The following is a 15,320-nucleotide window of genomic DNA, read 5'->3' on the forward strand; positions in this document are numbered from 1 at the left end:
CGCGGTCAGTACCGCCGGGCGCGGTTATCTTCTGGAGATATCGATCATGCGGAACATTACCAAGTTATTCGCGGTATCCGCCTGCACGTTGATGCTGTCGGGGCTGGTTGCACCTGAATTCAATCCGTTCGTTGGCTCCGCTTATGCTCAAGGTGGCGGTGGCGGTGGCGGTGGCGGTGACGGTGGCGGAGGAGGTGGAGGCGGCGGTGGCGGTGCAGGCGGGGGTGGCGCAGGAGGTGGCGGCGCTGGTGGAAATGGCGGTGGCGCGGGCGGCCATGCTGGCGCCAATGGCGGCGGTACAGATGGTTCTGGCGGTTTAGGTCTCGGTCGAGACCATTCGGCGGCCGGGTTTGGGGCGGCCAATGGCAAGGCCGAAGCCAGTCGCAGCGACAATCGTGGAGCCACCACCTCGGCTGTGGCCAAGTCCGATGAAACCACCGGCCTGGCCAAAGCCATGGCAGTGGTCGCCAGCACGCCAGCGGCGCTGGCGGCGGCCCTGGGCCTGCAGAGCGCGGCCGACAAGCAGGCCGCCAGGGACCTTGCCGATGAGTCGGCAATTGAGGGCCACGTTGACGCAGAGGCCGAGGTCGAGGTCGAGTAAACCCAGAGCGCGGCCAGACCTTTGCAACAGCCCGGCCCTTGGCCGGGCTGTTGCATTTCAGGGGGGGCAGCCGGTCGCCCGGCGACTTCCATGCCCAGCCCATCGACCTCTGGCCGCCAGACAGGCTGACTGTCAATCCGCCACAATCCGCGCTGCCGGCGCTCGAACAGGGTCGTGAATGCGGCCGTGGTTCTTCTTTTTTAGCGCCCTGTCACCCGTCATGACTACCGGTTCAACGCTGGGCGAGATGCCTCGTCATGCGGCCTGCCTGTCCTGCAGGCAGGTAGACCAGGCGCAGATGATGATCAAGGCCGGTGCGGTTGCACGACGGTCTGCGAGGCGCGTTGCCTGCGCCTGTCGCCAGGAAACCGTCCACGGCCGCTTGGGTCTAACCTGACAGGTATAGCCTGCAAGAGGGCCTACGCGATGAAGCTGCGCTATCTGTTGTCTCTCGGTTTGCTGTTGCCGCTGGCCGCCTGCACTCTGCACGTCGATGGGGGGCGCGGGTACGCGCCGCCTCCGCACTACTCACCGCCGGCCCAGGTTGAGTGGCGCTGGGATCCAGATCTCGATGTCTTTGTGGTGCTCGGCTGGCCGCACCTGTATTACCGGGATCGGTTCTATTACCGCTGGCACGATCATGATGGCTGGTACTGGTCCGACCGCTACGATGGCGGCTGGAGCCGGGGAAACAAGCGTTTGCCACCTGGGCTGGGCAAAAAGTACGGCAAACAGCGGCGTTCCTATGGTGGCGGCGGGGGCTATTAGCGGGCGCTGAGCGTGTTTGCTGACGGCCTTTGGCCGCTCTCCCGATAGGCGGCGGTGCATCGCGTCTGCAGAGGTTTGCAGGGGTGCTAGCGTTCACATGCGGGCGTCGGTTGTTGCGCCGACCCTGCCAGGCATACTTCCTGCGCATCGCTCAGCCAGTCATGGAGGTGATCGTCATGCCCCGCACTACAGCCATCAACCATTACCGCAATATCGGCATAGTGGCGCACGTGGATGCCGGCAAGACCACCACCACCGAGCGGATCCTGTTCTACACCGGGGTCAACTACAAGATGGGCGAGGTGCATGATGGCGCCGCGACCATGGACTGGATGGTCCAGGAGCAGGAGCGCGGCATCACCATCACCTCGGCGGCGACCACGGCGTTCTGGACCGGCTCGCGCAAGCAGCTGGACAAGTACCGGATCAACATCATCGACACTCCCGGCCACGTCGACTTCACCATCGAGGTGGAGCGCTCCTTGCGCGTGCTGGACGGTGCGGTGGTGGTGTTCAGCGGCGCCGACGGGGTCGAGCCGCAATCGGAGACGGTCTGGCGTCAGGCCGACAAATACCAGGTGCCGCGCATCGCCTACGTCAACAAGATGGATCGGGCGGGCGCCGATTTCCTCCGGGTGGTCGCGCAGATCAAGCAGCGCCTGGGCCATACGCCGGTGCCGATCCAGTTGCCGATCGGCCAGGAGGAGGAGTTCCGCGGGCACATCGATCTGATCCGCATGAAGGCCATCTACTGGAACGCCGAGGACCAGGGCCTGAGCGGGCGGGAGGAGGCGATTCCGGCCGAGCTGCTGGAACAGGCGCAACACTGGCGCGCTAACCTGCTTGAGGTCGCCGCCGAGGGCAACGAGGAGCTGCTCAACAAATACCTGGACGGTGGCGAGCTGTCGGAGGACGAGATCAAGACCGGCCTGCGCCTGCGCACCCTGTCCTGTGAGGTGGTGCCGGCGGTCTGTGGCTCTTCGTTCAAGAACATGGGCGTGCCGCTGGTGCTGGATGCGGTGGTCGAACTGCTGCCGGCGCCCACCGAGGTTCCCTCGATCCGTGGCAGCCACCCGGACGACCCAGAGCGGGAAGACGAGCGCCACGCAGTTGACGAGGAGCCGTTCGCGGCACTGGCGTTCAAGATTGCCAGCGATCCTTTCGTCGGCACCCTGACCTTCATTCGCGTGTATTCCGGGGTACTCAACTCCGGCGATGCGGTGCTCAACTCGGTCAAGGGCAAGAAGGAGCGGGTCGGGCGCATGGTGCAGATGCACGCCAATCACCGCGCCGAGATCAAGGAGGTGCGCGCCGGCGACATCGCCGCGCTGATCGGCATCAAGGACGTCACCACCGGCGACACCCTGTGCGACCTGAACAAACCGATCGTGCTCGAACGCATGGACTTTCCCGAGCCGGTGATCGCCATCGCCGTGGAGCCGAAGACCAAGGCCGATCAGGAGAAGATGGGCGTCGCCCTGGGCCGGCTGGCCCAGGAAGATCCCTCGTTCCGGGTGCGCACCGATGAGGAAACCGCGCAGACCATCATTTCCGGCATGGGCGAGTTGCACCTGGACATCATTGTCGACCGCCTGCGCCGCGAGTTTGGCGTTGAGGCCAACACCGGCAAGCCACAGGTGGCCTATCGGGAGACCATTCGCAATACGTGCGAGATCGAGGGCAAGTTCGTTCGCCAGACGGGCGGGCACGGTCAATATGGCCACTGCTGGATTCGTTTCGTGCCGGCCGATGAGGGCCAGGAGGGGCTGCAGTTCAGCAATGAGATCGTTGGCGGGGCGATCCCGCGCGAATACATTCAGGCTATCCAGAAAGGCATCGAGGAGCAGATGAAAAACGGCGTGCTTGCCGGTTACCCGCTGCTTGGGCTCAAGGCCGCGGTATTCGATGGTTCCTCCCATGATGTCGATTCCAGCGAACTGGCCTACAAGATCGCCGCCTCGATGGCCACCAAGCAGCTGGCGCAGAGGGGCGGGGCGGTGCTGCTGGAGCCGCTGATGCGCCTCGAGGTGGTCACGCCCGAGGAGTATATGGGCGACATCATGGGCGACCTCAATCGACGCCGTGGCCTGATCCATGGCACCGAGGAAGCCGTTTCGGGCCGCATCGTGCGCGCCGAGGTGCCGCTGGGCGAGATGTTCGGCTATGCCACCGACATGCGTTCGATGTCCCAGGGGCGCGCCAGCTTCTCCATGGAGTTCGCCCGCTACGCCGAGGCGCCGGCGCATATCGTGGCGGCTATCCTCAAGAAGTCCGGCTGAAGGAGTGCCCGGTAACCTAAGTGGCGGGGCAAAACAAATCGCTGCAGTCTGTCGATTCGCGCAATAGGCGTTCGACTACTGGGCAGACACCACGCCACTTGCCGCGTGGCTGTGTGCCTGAATGGAGGGACGACGATGCGTTTTATGGTGATAGTCAAGGCAACCGCAGACTCTGAAGCCGGGGTGATGCCCAGCGAAGAGTTGCTGGCGGCCATGGGGCGCTACAACGAGGAACTGCTCGAGGCGGGCGTGATGCTCGCCGGCGAGGGCTTGCAACCCAGTGCCAAGGGCGCGCGGGTGAAGTTTTCCGGCAGCCAGCTCAGCGTGACCGACGGTCCCTTCATGGAAACCAAGGAACTGATCGCCGGTTTCTGGATCTTCCAGGTAGCTTCATTGCAAGAATGCATTAAGTGGGTGCAGCGCTGTCCTAACCTCATGCCCGGCGAGTCGGAAATCGAGATTCGTCAGCTATTCGACGCCGAAGATTTTGGCGCCGAATTCACCCCCGAGTTGCGCGAGCAGGAAGCCCGTATACGCGCGCGTATCGACCTTCACGACTGAGGAGAGTTTTTATGAAAATCAATGCCTACCTGACGTTCGACGGCCAATGCGAGGCCGCTTTCAACTTCTACGCCGAGTGCCTGGGTGGCACCCTGGAAATGATGCGCTACGCGCAAAGCCCGGACGTCGGCGACATTCCGGCGGAGTTCCACCAGCGCATCATGCATGTCTGCCTGACGGTGGGCGACCAGCTGCTGATGGCCTCCGACAGCACCCCGCAATGCCCGTACGAAGGCATCAAGGGCTGTTCGATTTCGCTGCAGGTGGACAATGTGCCCGAAGCCGAGCGTCTGTATGCCGCGCTGTCTGCTCAGGGTTCGGTGCAGATGGAGCTGCAGCAGACCTTCTGGGCCACGCGCTTCGCCATGCTCACCGACCGCTTCGGCGTGTCCTGGATGATCAATTGCACGGTGAGCCAGATGGACTGAGTTTCCGGGCACATGGGTGCGCACCCGACGGGATATTGCGATCCGCAGGATGCGCCGTGCGCCCCGGGGATGACCCGGAGCTGGTGCAAGCAAACGCTTTGCTGCGCATGCCTTAGCCGGTCAGCGTCAGCACTGCTTGTGGCTGTTCAGCCGGTTCGGCTACGCCGGCGAGGAATTCATCGCCCCAGCGACGGATGTCGTTGTAGTTGACGATATCGAACAGTTCGCGCAGGCGCGCCTGAGCTTCGGTCTTGGGCATGTTCAGCGCCAGGTAGCAGACTTGCGCCAGATCCGCGGTGTCGTGCGGATTGGTCAGCAGCGCGCCCTTGAGCTCGGCGGCGGCGCCAGCGAACTCCGAGAGTGCCAGCACACCATGGCCTTCGAGCAGGCCCTGGGTGGCGACGAACTCCTTGGCCACCAGGTTGAGGCCGTCGCGCAGTGGGGTGATCCACATTACGTCGGCCATGGCGTACCAGGCCACCACTTGATCGAACGGGAAACTGCGGAAGAAGAACTGTACTGGGGTCCAGCCGATGTGGGCGAAGCGTCCGTTGATGCGGCCTACGGCTTGCTCGATCTGCGCTTGCAGTTCGTCATAAATGGTCATTTCACTGGCAGCCGGTACGCAGATGCTGACCAGGGTGACCTTACCCAGCAGCTCCGGGTTGTCCTCCAGCAGGCGCTCGAAGGCCTTGAGTTTTTCCAGGATGCCCTTGGTGTAGTCGAGGCGTTCCACCGATAGGATCAGTTTCAGGCCGCTGAGTTCTTTGCGCAGGTTGGCCATCTGCTCCTGAATCTTCGGTTGCGCCAGGGCGCTGCTGATCCGCCCCATATCCAGGCCGACCGGGTGTGCGCCTAGTTTGACGATGCGACTGCCGGTGTCGACGGCGGTGGTCATGCGCTCCAGGCCCACGGCGCAGCCATAGGTGATGAAGCGCGGGGCGCAATTCTGCCGGCTAACGGTTTGCAGCGGAGTCACGCCGCGTGCCACGTCGACGAAGTTCTCCACCTGACGCGGGATGTGAAAGCCGATGTAATCGCATTGCAGCAGGCTGCCGATGATCTGCTTGCGCCACGGTAGTACGTTGAACACGTCCGCCGAGGGGAAATAGGTGTGGTGGAAGAAGGCGATGCGCAGATCCGGGCGCAACTCGCGCAGATAGCCGGGCACCATCCACAGGTTGTAGTCATGTAGCCAGACGATGGCCCCTTCGGCGGCTTCCAGTGCAGTGCGCTCGGCGAAGGCGCGGTTGACCTTGAGGAACACCTGCCAGTCGTCTTCGTTGAAGGTGGCGCGTTCCCAGAAGGTGTGCAGGGTCGGCCAGAAGGCTTCCTTGGAGAAGCGCTTGTAGAAGATGTCGACCTCTTCCTTGCTCAGTTTGACCCTGGCGGCCTTGAGCTTGGGGTAGCGCTCGGCGTCTACGGTGGTGTGGATGTCGAAGGTTTCATCACCTTCCTCATGCACGGCCCAGGCGACCCAGGAGCCAGGGCGACCGTCGCCGAAAAAACTCAGCAGGGTGGGGATGATGCCGTTCGGCGAGGTCGGGCGGCGGCGTTGCAGTTTGCCGTCGACGCGGTGTTCTTCATAGGGCAGGCGGTGGTAGACCATCACCAACTCCGACTTGCCGGGTGCGGCGGCGATACGCCGTTCGGCGGCGATACCGTGCTCGCCGAGGTAACCGAAGTGGGCGAACGCCTGGAGAATTCCGCCGCAACCGGAGCGGCTGGCGTGCAGCGTGCGCGAGTGCGTCTCGGTAGCTTGCAGCAGATCGGCTTCCGAATCGCCGACGCAGACACTGTTGAAGTCACCGTTGAGCATGCTCAGGTCGTTGAAGCTGTCGCCAGCGGCCAGCACCTGATCATTGTCCAGCTCCAGCCAGTCAACCAGGGCTTGCAGGCTGCTGCCTTTGTTGACGCCCTGAGGCAGGAAGTCGAGAAAGCGTTCGGCCGAATAGAGCAGGTCGCAGCCGAGCGATTGGGCGGCGGCAAGCAGGGCCGGATTGGCGGCCTCTTCCGGCGTGCAGAAGTAGGAACAACGGCGCATCTGCGGCACGTCCTGGCGCTCCAGAGCGAAGCCTTCGATGGCACTGGCAACCTGGCTCTCGCCGGGCCAGAGCGCATCGACCATGCTTTGCAGCGGCTGGATTGGCTGCAGGGTGTCGCCGTGAGTAAAGCTGGCGCCGACATCGGAGATGATGAAGTCCGGCTGTGGCAGGGTTGGGTCGGCCAGCAGGGGCAGTACCGACTCCAGGCTGCGGCCGGTGACGTAGGCCAGTTGGATTTCCGGGTGGGCGGCGATGATTTGATAAAGGCTTAAACGATCCTCGGGGTCACCGGCGAGAAAGGTTCCATCGAGATCGGTGGCAAGTAACATGCGCAGTCTCCTATGCAGTTGACGCGCCGACATGGGCCGACGTGCAAAGTGTTGGGTGGACTCGCCTCACGGCGGTCACCTCTTTTGTTGGGCAGAAGCTAGTTGGTCTGCTCCTGCTCTGATTCGGTGGTGGGCTCCTCGCTGACGTCGTGCGACGGCGGTGCGTCGGGCATCAGTTCCAGCACGGTATGGCTGGTGCGCAGCATCGGCATGAAGTGCGCATGCGGCTCGCTGACCAAGTCAGTGACGTGGCGCAAGCGGTAGAAGGTATAAGCCGCGAGCACGCCGAGGGTGGCGGCGAAGTACAGTGGCAGCGCCTGGGCACCCAGGTGCTGCATGAGCAAGCCGGCCAGTAGTGGCCCACAGACAGAACCAATACCATTAACCATCAGTAGACTGCTGGATCCGGCGAGAATTTCATCGGGGTGCAACTGGTCGATCAGCTGCGCCACAGCGATCGGGTAAATGGCGAAGGCCAGGCCGCCCCAGACGAAGATCAGTCCAAGCAACAGGCGTCCGGCCGGCAATACGCTCATCAGCAGGGCCACGGCTACCGATAGCGCCACTACCCAGAAAAGCACCAGGCGGCGGTCATGCTTGTCGGAATAAATACCGATCGGCCATTGCAGTAAGGCGCCGCCGAGAATCGCAGTGCTCATCAACAGGCCAACGCCGGTGGCATCGAAGCCGTTGAGGCTGGCATACACCGGGGCCATGGCCCAGAACGCGCTCAAGGCCAGGCCAGATAGCCCCGCGGCTGCAATTGCCACAGGTGCGATACTGACGATCTGGCGCAGGTTGGTGTGCAGGGTTTCAGGGACGCTGGGCTGAATCTGGCGGGTCAGGGTGATTGGCATCAGCGCCATGCTGATCAAAATGGCGGCGAGCACGAAGAGTGTGAATTCGCTGGGGTCGGCCAGGTTGAGCAGTTGCTGCGCCGCCGCCAGCGCGCCGAGATTCACCACCATATACAGGGCGAACACCTGGCCGCGCTTGCCGTCGGGCACCTGAGCGTTGAGCCAGCTCTCGATCACCATGTACAGGCCGACCAGCGCCAGGCCATAGAGCACGCGCAAACCCAGCCAGACCCAGGGGTTGATGATCAGGACATGGAGTAGCGCGGTGATGGCCGCCAGCGCGGCACAAAAGGCAAACACACGAATATGCCCAACGCGACGAACCAGCGGAATCGCTAGCCAGGTGCCAAGGAGAAAACCGACGAAGTACCCGGACATGATCAGTCCGAGCATCCCGGTGGAGTAGCCTTCGGCGACGCCACGCAGGGTCAGTAGGGTGTTGAGCAGGCCATTGCCGAGGAGGAGTAAAGCAACCCCACCGAGCAATGAGCTGATAGGGGCAATCAGGGACCACATGGCGATCTACCCTAGGGGACTATGGCTTTGATAGCAAGCAGGAAGCGCGCCATGGTTTTTAGGGCGTGCTGCTAATCTGTTGATTTATATATAAAAAATAGTCTGACAGGCGGTTGCTGGCTTTTCTATTGGCAGAATCCGCACCATTCCGGTGCGCGTTCTGCTCAGCGTTGCTCGAGCTGCAGCGGCGCTAGCGCTGGCGGTGAGAGCCCGGCGACCTTGTTGAAGCGTTCGATCATGTCATTCAACTCCTCACGGTCGCGTCGAATGGCAATATGCCGGTCGGCTGTTTCCACGACACTGCGTGCGTGCGTGATCAGCTCGGCTTGGTGGTGGGCGCGAGGGTTTTGAAACATCAGGTTCTTGAACGCCTCTAGCAGGTTGGTCAGTACCTGGGGGTCGCTGCTGCCATAGGTGCGTATCGGGCCGAAAATCTGCTGGAGCAGTTGGTCCAGCGATAGTTCGAAGAAAAATACACGGGGGGCTTCGTCCGTCAGCGGCGCGCAGTCCAGGTCGGGCAACTGCAGGCGCTTGCAGAACAGCACGCTGAGCATGTCGATAGCGGTAATGGCGGTGCATGGATCGTTGATGCCGGGACTCAGGGCTTTCACGGCAATTTCGGAAATTTGCTGGCAGCCAAATACGTAATGCGTGCTGGCGTATTGCTCGACGAAGAAGTCGAAGCAATCGAGCAGTTGCTGGCACAGTTCGTCGTCAACTTTGCGCTCGAGTTTGAGCAGCGGGTGGCCGGGCATGACGAAAAAGCCGCGATGGATCAGCACGGTCATGCGCAGGTCATTGTCTACCAGCAGCCGGTTGAGGGTGTGGATATTGAGCGTCTTGAAATAACCGCTGCGTTGCGCATTGACCACCACCCACCCTTGGTCTGCCGGCCAGGCAGGCAGCACGCCGGTGTCGAGCAGTTTGTCCACGCGGCTGGTGAGCTTCTCCAGGGTGGTGGCGTAGAGGTTGTTGAGGATGTATTCGACTTGGATCGATTGCGAGATGGAGCGGATGAAGTGCACGAACAGACCCAGGCAGGCGATAGCCAGCCCCAGCGTAATCAGCACGCCTAGGCTGGGGGCCTGATATTGCTCGGTCTGCTCGATGGTGGTGATCAACAGCAGGGCGTAGAGGATGGTGCCGAGGTAAAAGCCCAGAGTCTTCTGGTGACTCTTGCTGCTGATCAGGCCTGGGATTACCCGTGGCGATAGGGATGCAGAGGCATTATTGAGCACCACCATGACCATCGAAAAGCTGAACACCATCAATGTCAGGATGCCGCCGACCAGGGTGCCGAGAATCAACCGGGCATTGTCGGGGTTGCGCACCAGGCCGAAGTCGAACCGCTGTTTGAGCGCCATCAGCCAGGGCTGGTATTCAATGGCCATGTTCAATATGCACAGCAGTAAGAACCCCACGGCTATCAGCGTGGGGAAGAACGCCAGGCTGTGAGTGACGCGGTGGTAGGTGCGAAAGAACAGGTTGGCTGGGTGGACCACTGGTTGTCTCGTGCTGACCAAGGGGGTTGGTCAAACTATACAACTATAATCACGAGTTCCGTGGCCCCAGCTCAGCTCGTGTGACGCCTCCGCCGACCCGGGTAGCAAGACAGCGGAATTGCTCTGGAGCGTAACGATCCTCGCAGCGCAGCGGCTACCGCTGGGTAACCGCTTCGCCATCATGCCGGCTGGCGGCATCGAGCAATTAGCTTGAGCACACTCGGGCGATTGCCTGGGCCAAGGCATCCAGGCGTTCGCTATCCAAACCGGCGACGTTGGCCCTGCCGCTGCCGACCAGATACACGCTGTACTCCGCACGCAGGCGCTGCACCTGCTGGGGCGACAAGCCGGTGTAGGAGAACATCCCGCGTTGCACGGCAATATGGGCGAAGCGCTCGGCCAGGCCATAGGGCTGCAAGGCCTCGATCAGACCATGACGCAGGCTGACCACCCGTTGGCGCATGCTTTCCAACTCGTTGCTCCACAGGGCCTTGAGCTCGACATCAGCGAGGATGGTGGCGACCACGGCCGCGCCGTGGGCCGGTGGCGTCGACCACAGGTTGCGGGCGATGGAGGCCAGTTGGCTGCGCACATCCAACAGTTTTTCCGCGTCGGCGCTACAAACCAGCAGGGCGCCGGTGCGCTCGCGGTAGAGGCCGAAGTTCTTCGAGCAGGAACTGGTGATCAGCAACTCGGGCAGCTCGGCAGCGAACCGGCGCACGGCCCAGGCGTCCTGCTCCAGGCCGTCGCCGAAGCCCTGGTAGGCGAAGTCGATCAGCGGCAGCAGCTCGCGCGCCTTGACCACCTCCAGCACGCGGCGCCAGTCATCCTGGCCGAGGTCGAAACCGGTCGGGTTATGGCAACAGGCGTGCAGCAGCACCACATCGCCTTGAGGCAAGTGGCTGAGCGCGGCGATCATCGCCTCGACGTTGAGCCGGTTGTCGGCGCCGACATAAGGATAGTGTCCGACGCGCAGCCCTGCCTCGGCAAAGATGGTTTCATGGATCGGCCAGGTCGGATCGCTCAGCCAGATACCGCGACCCGGCAGGCAGTGGCGGAGAAAGTCTGCAGCCAGGCGCAGGGCACCGGTGCCGCCGGGTGTCTGGCTGGCCGCCGCGCGCTGATGTTCCAGCAGGTGGCTGTCGGCGCCGAGCACCAGCTTGGTCAGGTGGCTGCAAAACAAGGCATCGCCGTGGCCACCGATATAGCTCTTGCTGGTTTCGCTGTCGACCAGGCGCTGCTCGGCCAGCTTTACCGCTCGCGGAACCGGCGTCAGGCCCTGGGCGTCCTTGTACACGCCCACGCCGAGGTCGAGCTTGGCCGGGTTGCGGTCGGCGCGATACGCCTCCATCAGGCCGAGAATCGGGTCGCCAGGCACCCGTGCAATCTGGGCGAAATGGCTCACTTGCGGCCCTCGGCGTTGCCGGCGAGCACATCGGTGCGCGCGGCCATGATGAAGTCGTTGCGGTGCAGGCCGCGCATTTCGTGGCTCCACCAGGTCACGGTGACCTTGCCCCACTCGGTGAGCAGGGCTGGGTGGTGGCCGACTTCCTCGGCGATGGCGCCGACCGCGTTGGTGAATGCCAGGGCATGGCGGAAGTTCTTGAACAGAAACACCCGCTCCAGCTCCATGTGGTCGTCACGGACTTCGATGTTCCAGTCGGGGATCTCGCGGATCAGCTCGGCCAGCTCCTCGTCCGAGACTTTCGGGGCGTCGGCGCGGCAGGCTTCGCATTGGGCTTGGGCAAGGCTCATAGGGGATTCTCCAGGGCAAAGGGTGGGCAAAGCGTAGGGTGGATGGCCACCCCGTGGAAAGCCGTGAAGCGTTTTCCGCCCCTCGGGGTAATGGTGAATAAGCCGCAAGCGGCGTCTCCAGCCTACGCCGCTTTCGGCGGAAATTTCGGCGCGTGCAGGCCCATCTGCATGGCCTGCTGGACCATGCCCATGATGTCCTGGTGAGCCAGTTCGAACAGATGCTTGAGTTCCGGCAAGACGTAGTACAGCGGTTGCAGGATGTCGATGCGGTAAGGCGTGCGCATGGCCTCGATCGGATCGAATGGCAGGTGCTCGGGTTCCCCGGACAGGCTGTAGACGGCTTCTTTCGGCGAGGAGAGGATGCCGCCGCCATAGATCCGGCGACCCTGGCTGGTGTCGACCAGGCCGAACTCGATGGTCAGCCAGTACAAGCGAGCGAGGTAGACGCGCTGTTCTTTTGTGGCCTTGAGGCCGAGCTTGCCGTAGGTGTGGGTGAACTCGGCGAACCAGGGGTTGGTCAGCAACGGGCAGTGGCCGAAGATCTCGTGAAAGATGTCAGGCTCCTGCAGGTAGTCCAGTTCCTTGGGGCTGCGGATAAAGGTGGCGACCGGGAATTGCTGGCTGGCCAACAGTTCGAAGAAGGTCTGGAACGGAATCAGCGCCGGCACCCGGGCGACGCGCCAGCCGGTGGCGGCTTGCAACACCCGATTCACTTCATCGAGCTGTGGGATACGCTCATGGGGCAGGCCGAGTTGCTCGATGCCGTCCAGATACTCCTGACAAGCACGGCCTTCGATCACCTTGAGTTGCCGGGTGATCAGGGTGTTCCACACCTGATGCTCGGCTTCGCCGTAGTGGATAAAACCGCTTTCATCCGGTTGCCGAGCCACATACTGCGTGCTCTTCATCACTGCCTCCTGCTGGATCTGTCGTTGTTATATTGGACAATGGATACCCCAGGTTGTGAGGTTGCGCAGCAGTGAATGCGGCGGCGGGGAAGGGCTAAGGCGGGAATTTCGTAAAGAAAAGGTTACGTTGCTGGCGGCTCAGCCAATTATCGTGTTGCTGCTGGACTAATCTGTCACATATTCTTGACGAATAATAAGGCGAGTTAGTCGATTTCCGACGCTCTGCTATCAGAAAATGTGCTCAGGGCCTGCCATGCGTATCAAGATTCACTGTCAAAACCGGATCGGTATTCTGCGCGACATCCTCAACCTGCTGGTTGAGTACGGCATCAACGTCGCCCGTGGCGAGGTCGGCGGTGAGCAGGGCAACGCCATCTATATGCTCTGCCCGAATCTGATCAACCTGCAGTTCCAGGCCCTGCGGCCGAAGCTGGAGGCGATCCCCGGGGTCTTCGGGGTCAAGCGCGTCGGCCTGATGCCCAGCGAGCGCCGTCATCTGGAATTGAACGCCTTGCTCGGCGCCCTGGAGTTTCCGGTGCTGTCGATCGACATGGGCGGTTCGATAGTGGCGGCCAACCGCGCGGCCGCGCAGTTGCTTGGCGTGCGCGTGGATGAGGTGCCGGGGATTGCGCTGTCGCGTTACGCCGAAGATTTCGACCTGCCTGAGTTGGTGCGGGCCAACAAGTCGCGGATCAATGGCCTGCGGGTCAAGGTCAAGGGCGATGTGTTCCTCGCCGACATCGCGCCCTTGCAGACCGAACACGACGAGAGCGATGCCCTGGCCGGTGCGGTGCTCACCCTGCACCGGGCGGATCGGGTCGGCGAGCGCATCTACCATGTGCGCAAGCAGGAACTGCGCGGCTTCGACAGCATCTTCCAGAGTTCCAGGGTGATGGCTGCGGTGGTGCGCGAGGCGCGGCGCATGGCGCCGCTGGATGCGCCGCTGCTGATCGAGGGCGAGACCGGCACCGGCAAGGAACTGCTGGCGCGCGCCTGCCACCTGGCCAGCCCGCGCGGACAGTCGCCGTTCATGGCGTTGAATTGTGCAGGACTGCCGGAATCCATGGCCGAGACCGAGCTGTTCGGCTATGGCCCCGGCGCCTTCGAGGGCGCGCGGCCGGAGGGCAAGCTCGGCCTGCTGGAATTGACGGCCGGCGGCACGCTGTTCCTCGATGGCGTCGGCGAGATGAGCCCGCGCCTGCAGGCCAAGTTGCTGCGTTTCTTGCAGGACGGCGGCTTCCGCCGGGTCGGCAGCGACGAGGAGGTGTACCTGGACGTGCGGGTGGTCTGCGCCACCCAGGTCGATCTGTCCGAGCTGTGCGCCAAGGGCGAATTCCGCCAGGACCTCTACCATCGGCTCAACGTGCTCAGCCTGCATATCCCGCCGCTGCGCGAATGCCTGGACGGGTTGGCACCGCTGGTCGAGCACTTCCTCGATTCGGCCAGCCGGCAGATCGGTTGCCCGTTGCCCAAGCTGGCCCCGCAGGTGCTGGACAAGCTCGGCCACTATCATTGGCCAGGCAATGTGCGCCAGTTGGAAAACGTACTATTCCAGGCGGTGTCGCTGTGCGAGGGCGGTACGGTCAAGCTCGACCATATCCGCCTGCCGGACTACGGCGCACCGCAGCCGTTGGGCGCGTTCTCGCTGGAAGGCGGCCTGGATGACATCCTTGGGCGCTTCGAGAAGGCCGTGTTGGAGCGGCTGTATCATGAACATCCGAGCAGCCGGCAACTGGGCAAGCGCCTCGGCGTATCGCACACCACCATCGCCAACAAACTGCGTCAGCACGGGTTGGGCAAGGAGTAGTGCGTTCCATAATGTTTCTTGCGGATACAAATGATAACTTGCATCATTCGCCTTCAATATTTTGCCGCAGGGAGCGCCTGGCCGAACAACAAGAAGGTAAATCATGCTCAAAACGCTGCTCGTCTACAGCCATCTACTCGCCACCTGCGTCGCCCTCGGTACCCTGTTGACGGCCGACCACAAGCTCTGGCGCTGGCGCCGGGATTGGTTGGATGCGAGCAAGCGCGCCCAGTTGGCCGAGGTTCAACAGGTGGTTGGTCTGGCGCTGCTGGCCCTGTGGCTAACCGGGCTGGCGCTGGTGGCGCAAGGTTATTTCTCTGAAGGCATGGCCTATCTACTCAATCAGAAACTTTGGGCCAAGGGCACGGTGGTGGTGCTGTTGAGTCTCAACGGCCTGCTATTGCACCGCAACGGTTTTCCGCTGTTGCACCAGGCTCCCTTCGTCGCCTTGCCCGGTCCGGCCCGCTTGCGCCTCGGTCTGTTGGGGGCGCTGTCGATGAGTGGCTGGCTGTTCGCTGCCTTCCTCGGGGTGGCGCGGCCGTGGAACCATGGCATGCCTTATCTACATATCATGGCGGGCTTCGCCGCGCTGTTGTTGCTGGCCGCTGGCGTGGCGCTGGTCGTGGTGCGGGCAGTGAGCGAGGCCGGGCGCGCTGAGGCTGGGGCCGAGTCTTGCAAGACCTTGGCGCAATAGCCTGCATACAAGTGGCTGGGGGAGACTGTAGCTGTCCGAATCCTGCGTGATCTGGATGTAAGTTGTTCTCCATTCCGCTTGCGGAGTGTTTGGGTAGGCGGCCTCTGGGTCGCCTTTTTTTCATCTGCAATCTATCCTGTCGAGCGTTTGGCGGCTCTGTTGCAGTTGCTGCGGCGCCTGGTGGCTGCTCGTGCAGCGGCTTTACTTTAGGGCGCTCGCCTACTGTGGCCGCCACCAGACGTGCGCGGCTGACGGCCTAAATTTTCACCG

14 protein-coding genes are annotated in these 15,320 nt (G+C 62.6%); 8 read left to right on the top strand and 6 right to left on the bottom strand.

The window, feature by feature from the left end:
• The first annotated feature begins 131 nt into the window (after positions 1–131).
• From VCJ09_RS10205 to VCJ09_RS10230, 6 genes are all read left to right on the top strand, one after another.
• Positions 132–320, top strand: coding sequence for a hypothetical protein (locus VCJ09_RS10205; protein WP_324734212.1), 189 nt, complete (start codon positions 132–134; stop codon positions 318–320).
• A 95-nt stretch (positions 321–415) separates the two neighbouring features.
• Positions 416–601 (top strand): hypothetical protein, encoded by a 186-nt coding sequence (locus VCJ09_RS10210; protein ID WP_324734213.1) that lies wholly within the window; start codon positions 416–418, stop codon positions 599–601.
• A gap of 426 nt (positions 602–1,027) precedes the next feature.
• Entirely contained in the window at positions 1,028–1,369 is a 342-nt protein-coding gene (locus tag VCJ09_RS10215) for a hypothetical protein (protein ID WP_324734214.1), read from the top strand.
• A gap of 176 nt (positions 1,370–1,545) precedes the next feature.
• A complete protein-coding gene (gene fusA, locus VCJ09_RS10220) occupies positions 1,546–3,648 on the top strand; it encodes an elongation factor G (RefSeq protein ID WP_324734215.1) in 2,103 nt (700 codons plus the stop codon).
• Positions 3,649–3,783: 135 nt separating this feature from the next.
• A complete protein-coding gene (locus tag VCJ09_RS10225) occupies positions 3,784–4,209 on the top strand; it encodes a YciI family protein (protein WP_324734216.1) in 426 nt (141 codons plus the stop codon).
• A gap of 11 nt (positions 4,210–4,220) precedes the next feature.
• Complete coding sequence (locus VCJ09_RS10230; RefSeq protein ID WP_324734217.1) at positions 4,221–4,637, top strand: VOC family protein; 417 nt, start codon at positions 4,221–4,223, stop codon at positions 4,635–4,637.
• 112 nt (positions 4,638–4,749) lie between these two features.
• Here VCJ09_RS10230 and ggpS read toward each other — a convergent pair whose 3' ends face one another.
• From ggpS to phhA, 6 genes are all read right to left on the bottom strand, one after another.
• Positions 4,750–7,011 carry a glucosylglycerol-phosphate synthase gene (gene ggpS / locus VCJ09_RS10235; RefSeq protein WP_324734218.1) on the bottom strand — a complete coding sequence of 754 codons (2,262 nt, stop codon included), beginning with the start codon at positions 7,009–7,011 and terminating at the stop codon, positions 4,750–4,752.
• 98 nt (positions 7,012–7,109) lie between these two features.
• The gene (locus tag VCJ09_RS10240; RefSeq protein WP_324734219.1) at positions 7,110–8,384 is read right to left on the bottom strand and encodes an MFS transporter; all 1,275 of its coding nucleotides are present in this window, start codon (positions 8,382–8,384) and stop codon (positions 7,110–7,112) included.
• Between the two features lie 164 nt (positions 8,385–8,548).
• The gene (locus tag VCJ09_RS10245) at positions 8,549–9,886 is read right to left on the bottom strand and encodes a DUF2254 domain-containing protein (RefSeq protein WP_324734220.1); all 1,338 of its coding nucleotides are present in this window, start codon (positions 9,884–9,886) and stop codon (positions 8,549–8,551) included.
• Between the two features lie 205 nt (positions 9,887–10,091).
• On the bottom strand, positions 10,092–11,291 hold the full coding sequence (locus tag VCJ09_RS10250; RefSeq protein ID WP_324734221.1) for an amino acid aminotransferase: 1,200 nt from the start codon (positions 11,289–11,291) through the stop codon (positions 10,092–10,094).
• Complete coding sequence (locus VCJ09_RS10255; RefSeq protein WP_324734222.1) at positions 11,288–11,641, bottom strand: 4a-hydroxytetrahydrobiopterin dehydratase; 354 nt, start codon at positions 11,639–11,641, stop codon at positions 11,288–11,290. The genes VCJ09_RS10250 and VCJ09_RS10255 overlap by 4 nt, the downstream gene beginning before the upstream one ends.
• Before the next feature lie 122 nt (positions 11,642–11,763).
• Positions 11,764–12,549: a phenylalanine 4-monooxygenase gene (gene phhA, locus VCJ09_RS10260; protein WP_324734224.1), complete on the bottom strand. Its 786-nt coding sequence runs from the start codon at positions 12,547–12,549 to the stop codon at positions 11,764–11,766.
• A 253-nt stretch (positions 12,550–12,802) separates the two neighbouring features.
• Here phhA and VCJ09_RS10265 point away from each other — a divergent pair, with 253 nt between their 5' ends.
• Together VCJ09_RS10265 and VCJ09_RS10270 are read left to right on the top strand one after the other, a co-directional pair.
• Positions 12,803–14,356, top strand: coding sequence for a sigma-54-dependent transcriptional regulator (locus VCJ09_RS10265; RefSeq protein ID WP_324734225.1), 1,554 nt, complete (start codon positions 12,803–12,805; stop codon positions 14,354–14,356).
• Between the two features lie 103 nt (positions 14,357–14,459).
• Positions 14,460–15,050, top strand: a complete 591-nt coding sequence (locus VCJ09_RS10270; RefSeq protein ID WP_324734226.1) for a hypothetical protein — start codon at positions 14,460–14,462, stop codon at positions 15,048–15,050.
• Positions 15,051–15,320 lie beyond the last annotated feature (270 nt).

The sequence above is a fragment of the Pseudomonas paeninsulae genome (genome assembly GCF_035621475.1).
GTDB classification, from domain to species: domain Bacteria; phylum Pseudomonadota; class Gammaproteobacteria; order Pseudomonadales; family Pseudomonadaceae; genus Aquipseudomonas; species Aquipseudomonas paeninsulae.

Bases quoted from the DNA above. Each gene is read 5' to 3' on its own strand.
- VCJ09_RS10215 (WP_324734214.1), top strand. From the start codon at position 1,028: ATGAAGCTGCGCTATCTGTTGTCTCTCGGTTTGCTGTTGCCGCTGGCC.
- fusA (WP_324734215.1), top strand. From the start codon at position 1,546: ATGCCCCGCACTACAGCCATCAACCATTACCGCAATATCGGCATAGTG.
- VCJ09_RS10225 (WP_324734216.1), top strand. From the start codon at position 3,784: ATGCGTTTTATGGTGATAGTCAAGGCAACCGCAGACTCTGAAGCCGGG.
- VCJ09_RS10230 (WP_324734217.1), top strand. From the start codon at position 4,221: ATGAAAATCAATGCCTACCTGACGTTCGACGGCCAATGCGAGGCCGCT.
- ggpS (WP_324734218.1), bottom strand. From the start codon at position 7,011: ATGTTACTTGCCACCGATCTCGATGGAACCTTTCTCGCCGGTGACCCC.
- VCJ09_RS10240 (WP_324734219.1), bottom strand. From the start codon at position 8,384: ATGTGGTCCCTGATTGCCCCTATCAGCTCATTGCTCGGTGGGGTTGCT.
- VCJ09_RS10255 (WP_324734222.1), bottom strand. From the start codon at position 11,641: ATGAGCCTTGCCCAAGCCCAATGCGAAGCCTGCCGCGCCGACGCCCCG.
- phhA (WP_324734224.1), bottom strand. From the start codon at position 12,549: ATGAAGAGCACGCAGTATGTGGCTCGGCAACCGGATGAAAGCGGTTTT.
- VCJ09_RS10265 (WP_324734225.1), top strand. From the start codon at position 12,803: ATGCGTATCAAGATTCACTGTCAAAACCGGATCGGTATTCTGCGCGAC.
- VCJ09_RS10270 (WP_324734226.1), top strand. From the start codon at position 14,460: ATGCTCAAAACGCTGCTCGTCTACAGCCATCTACTCGCCACCTGCGTC.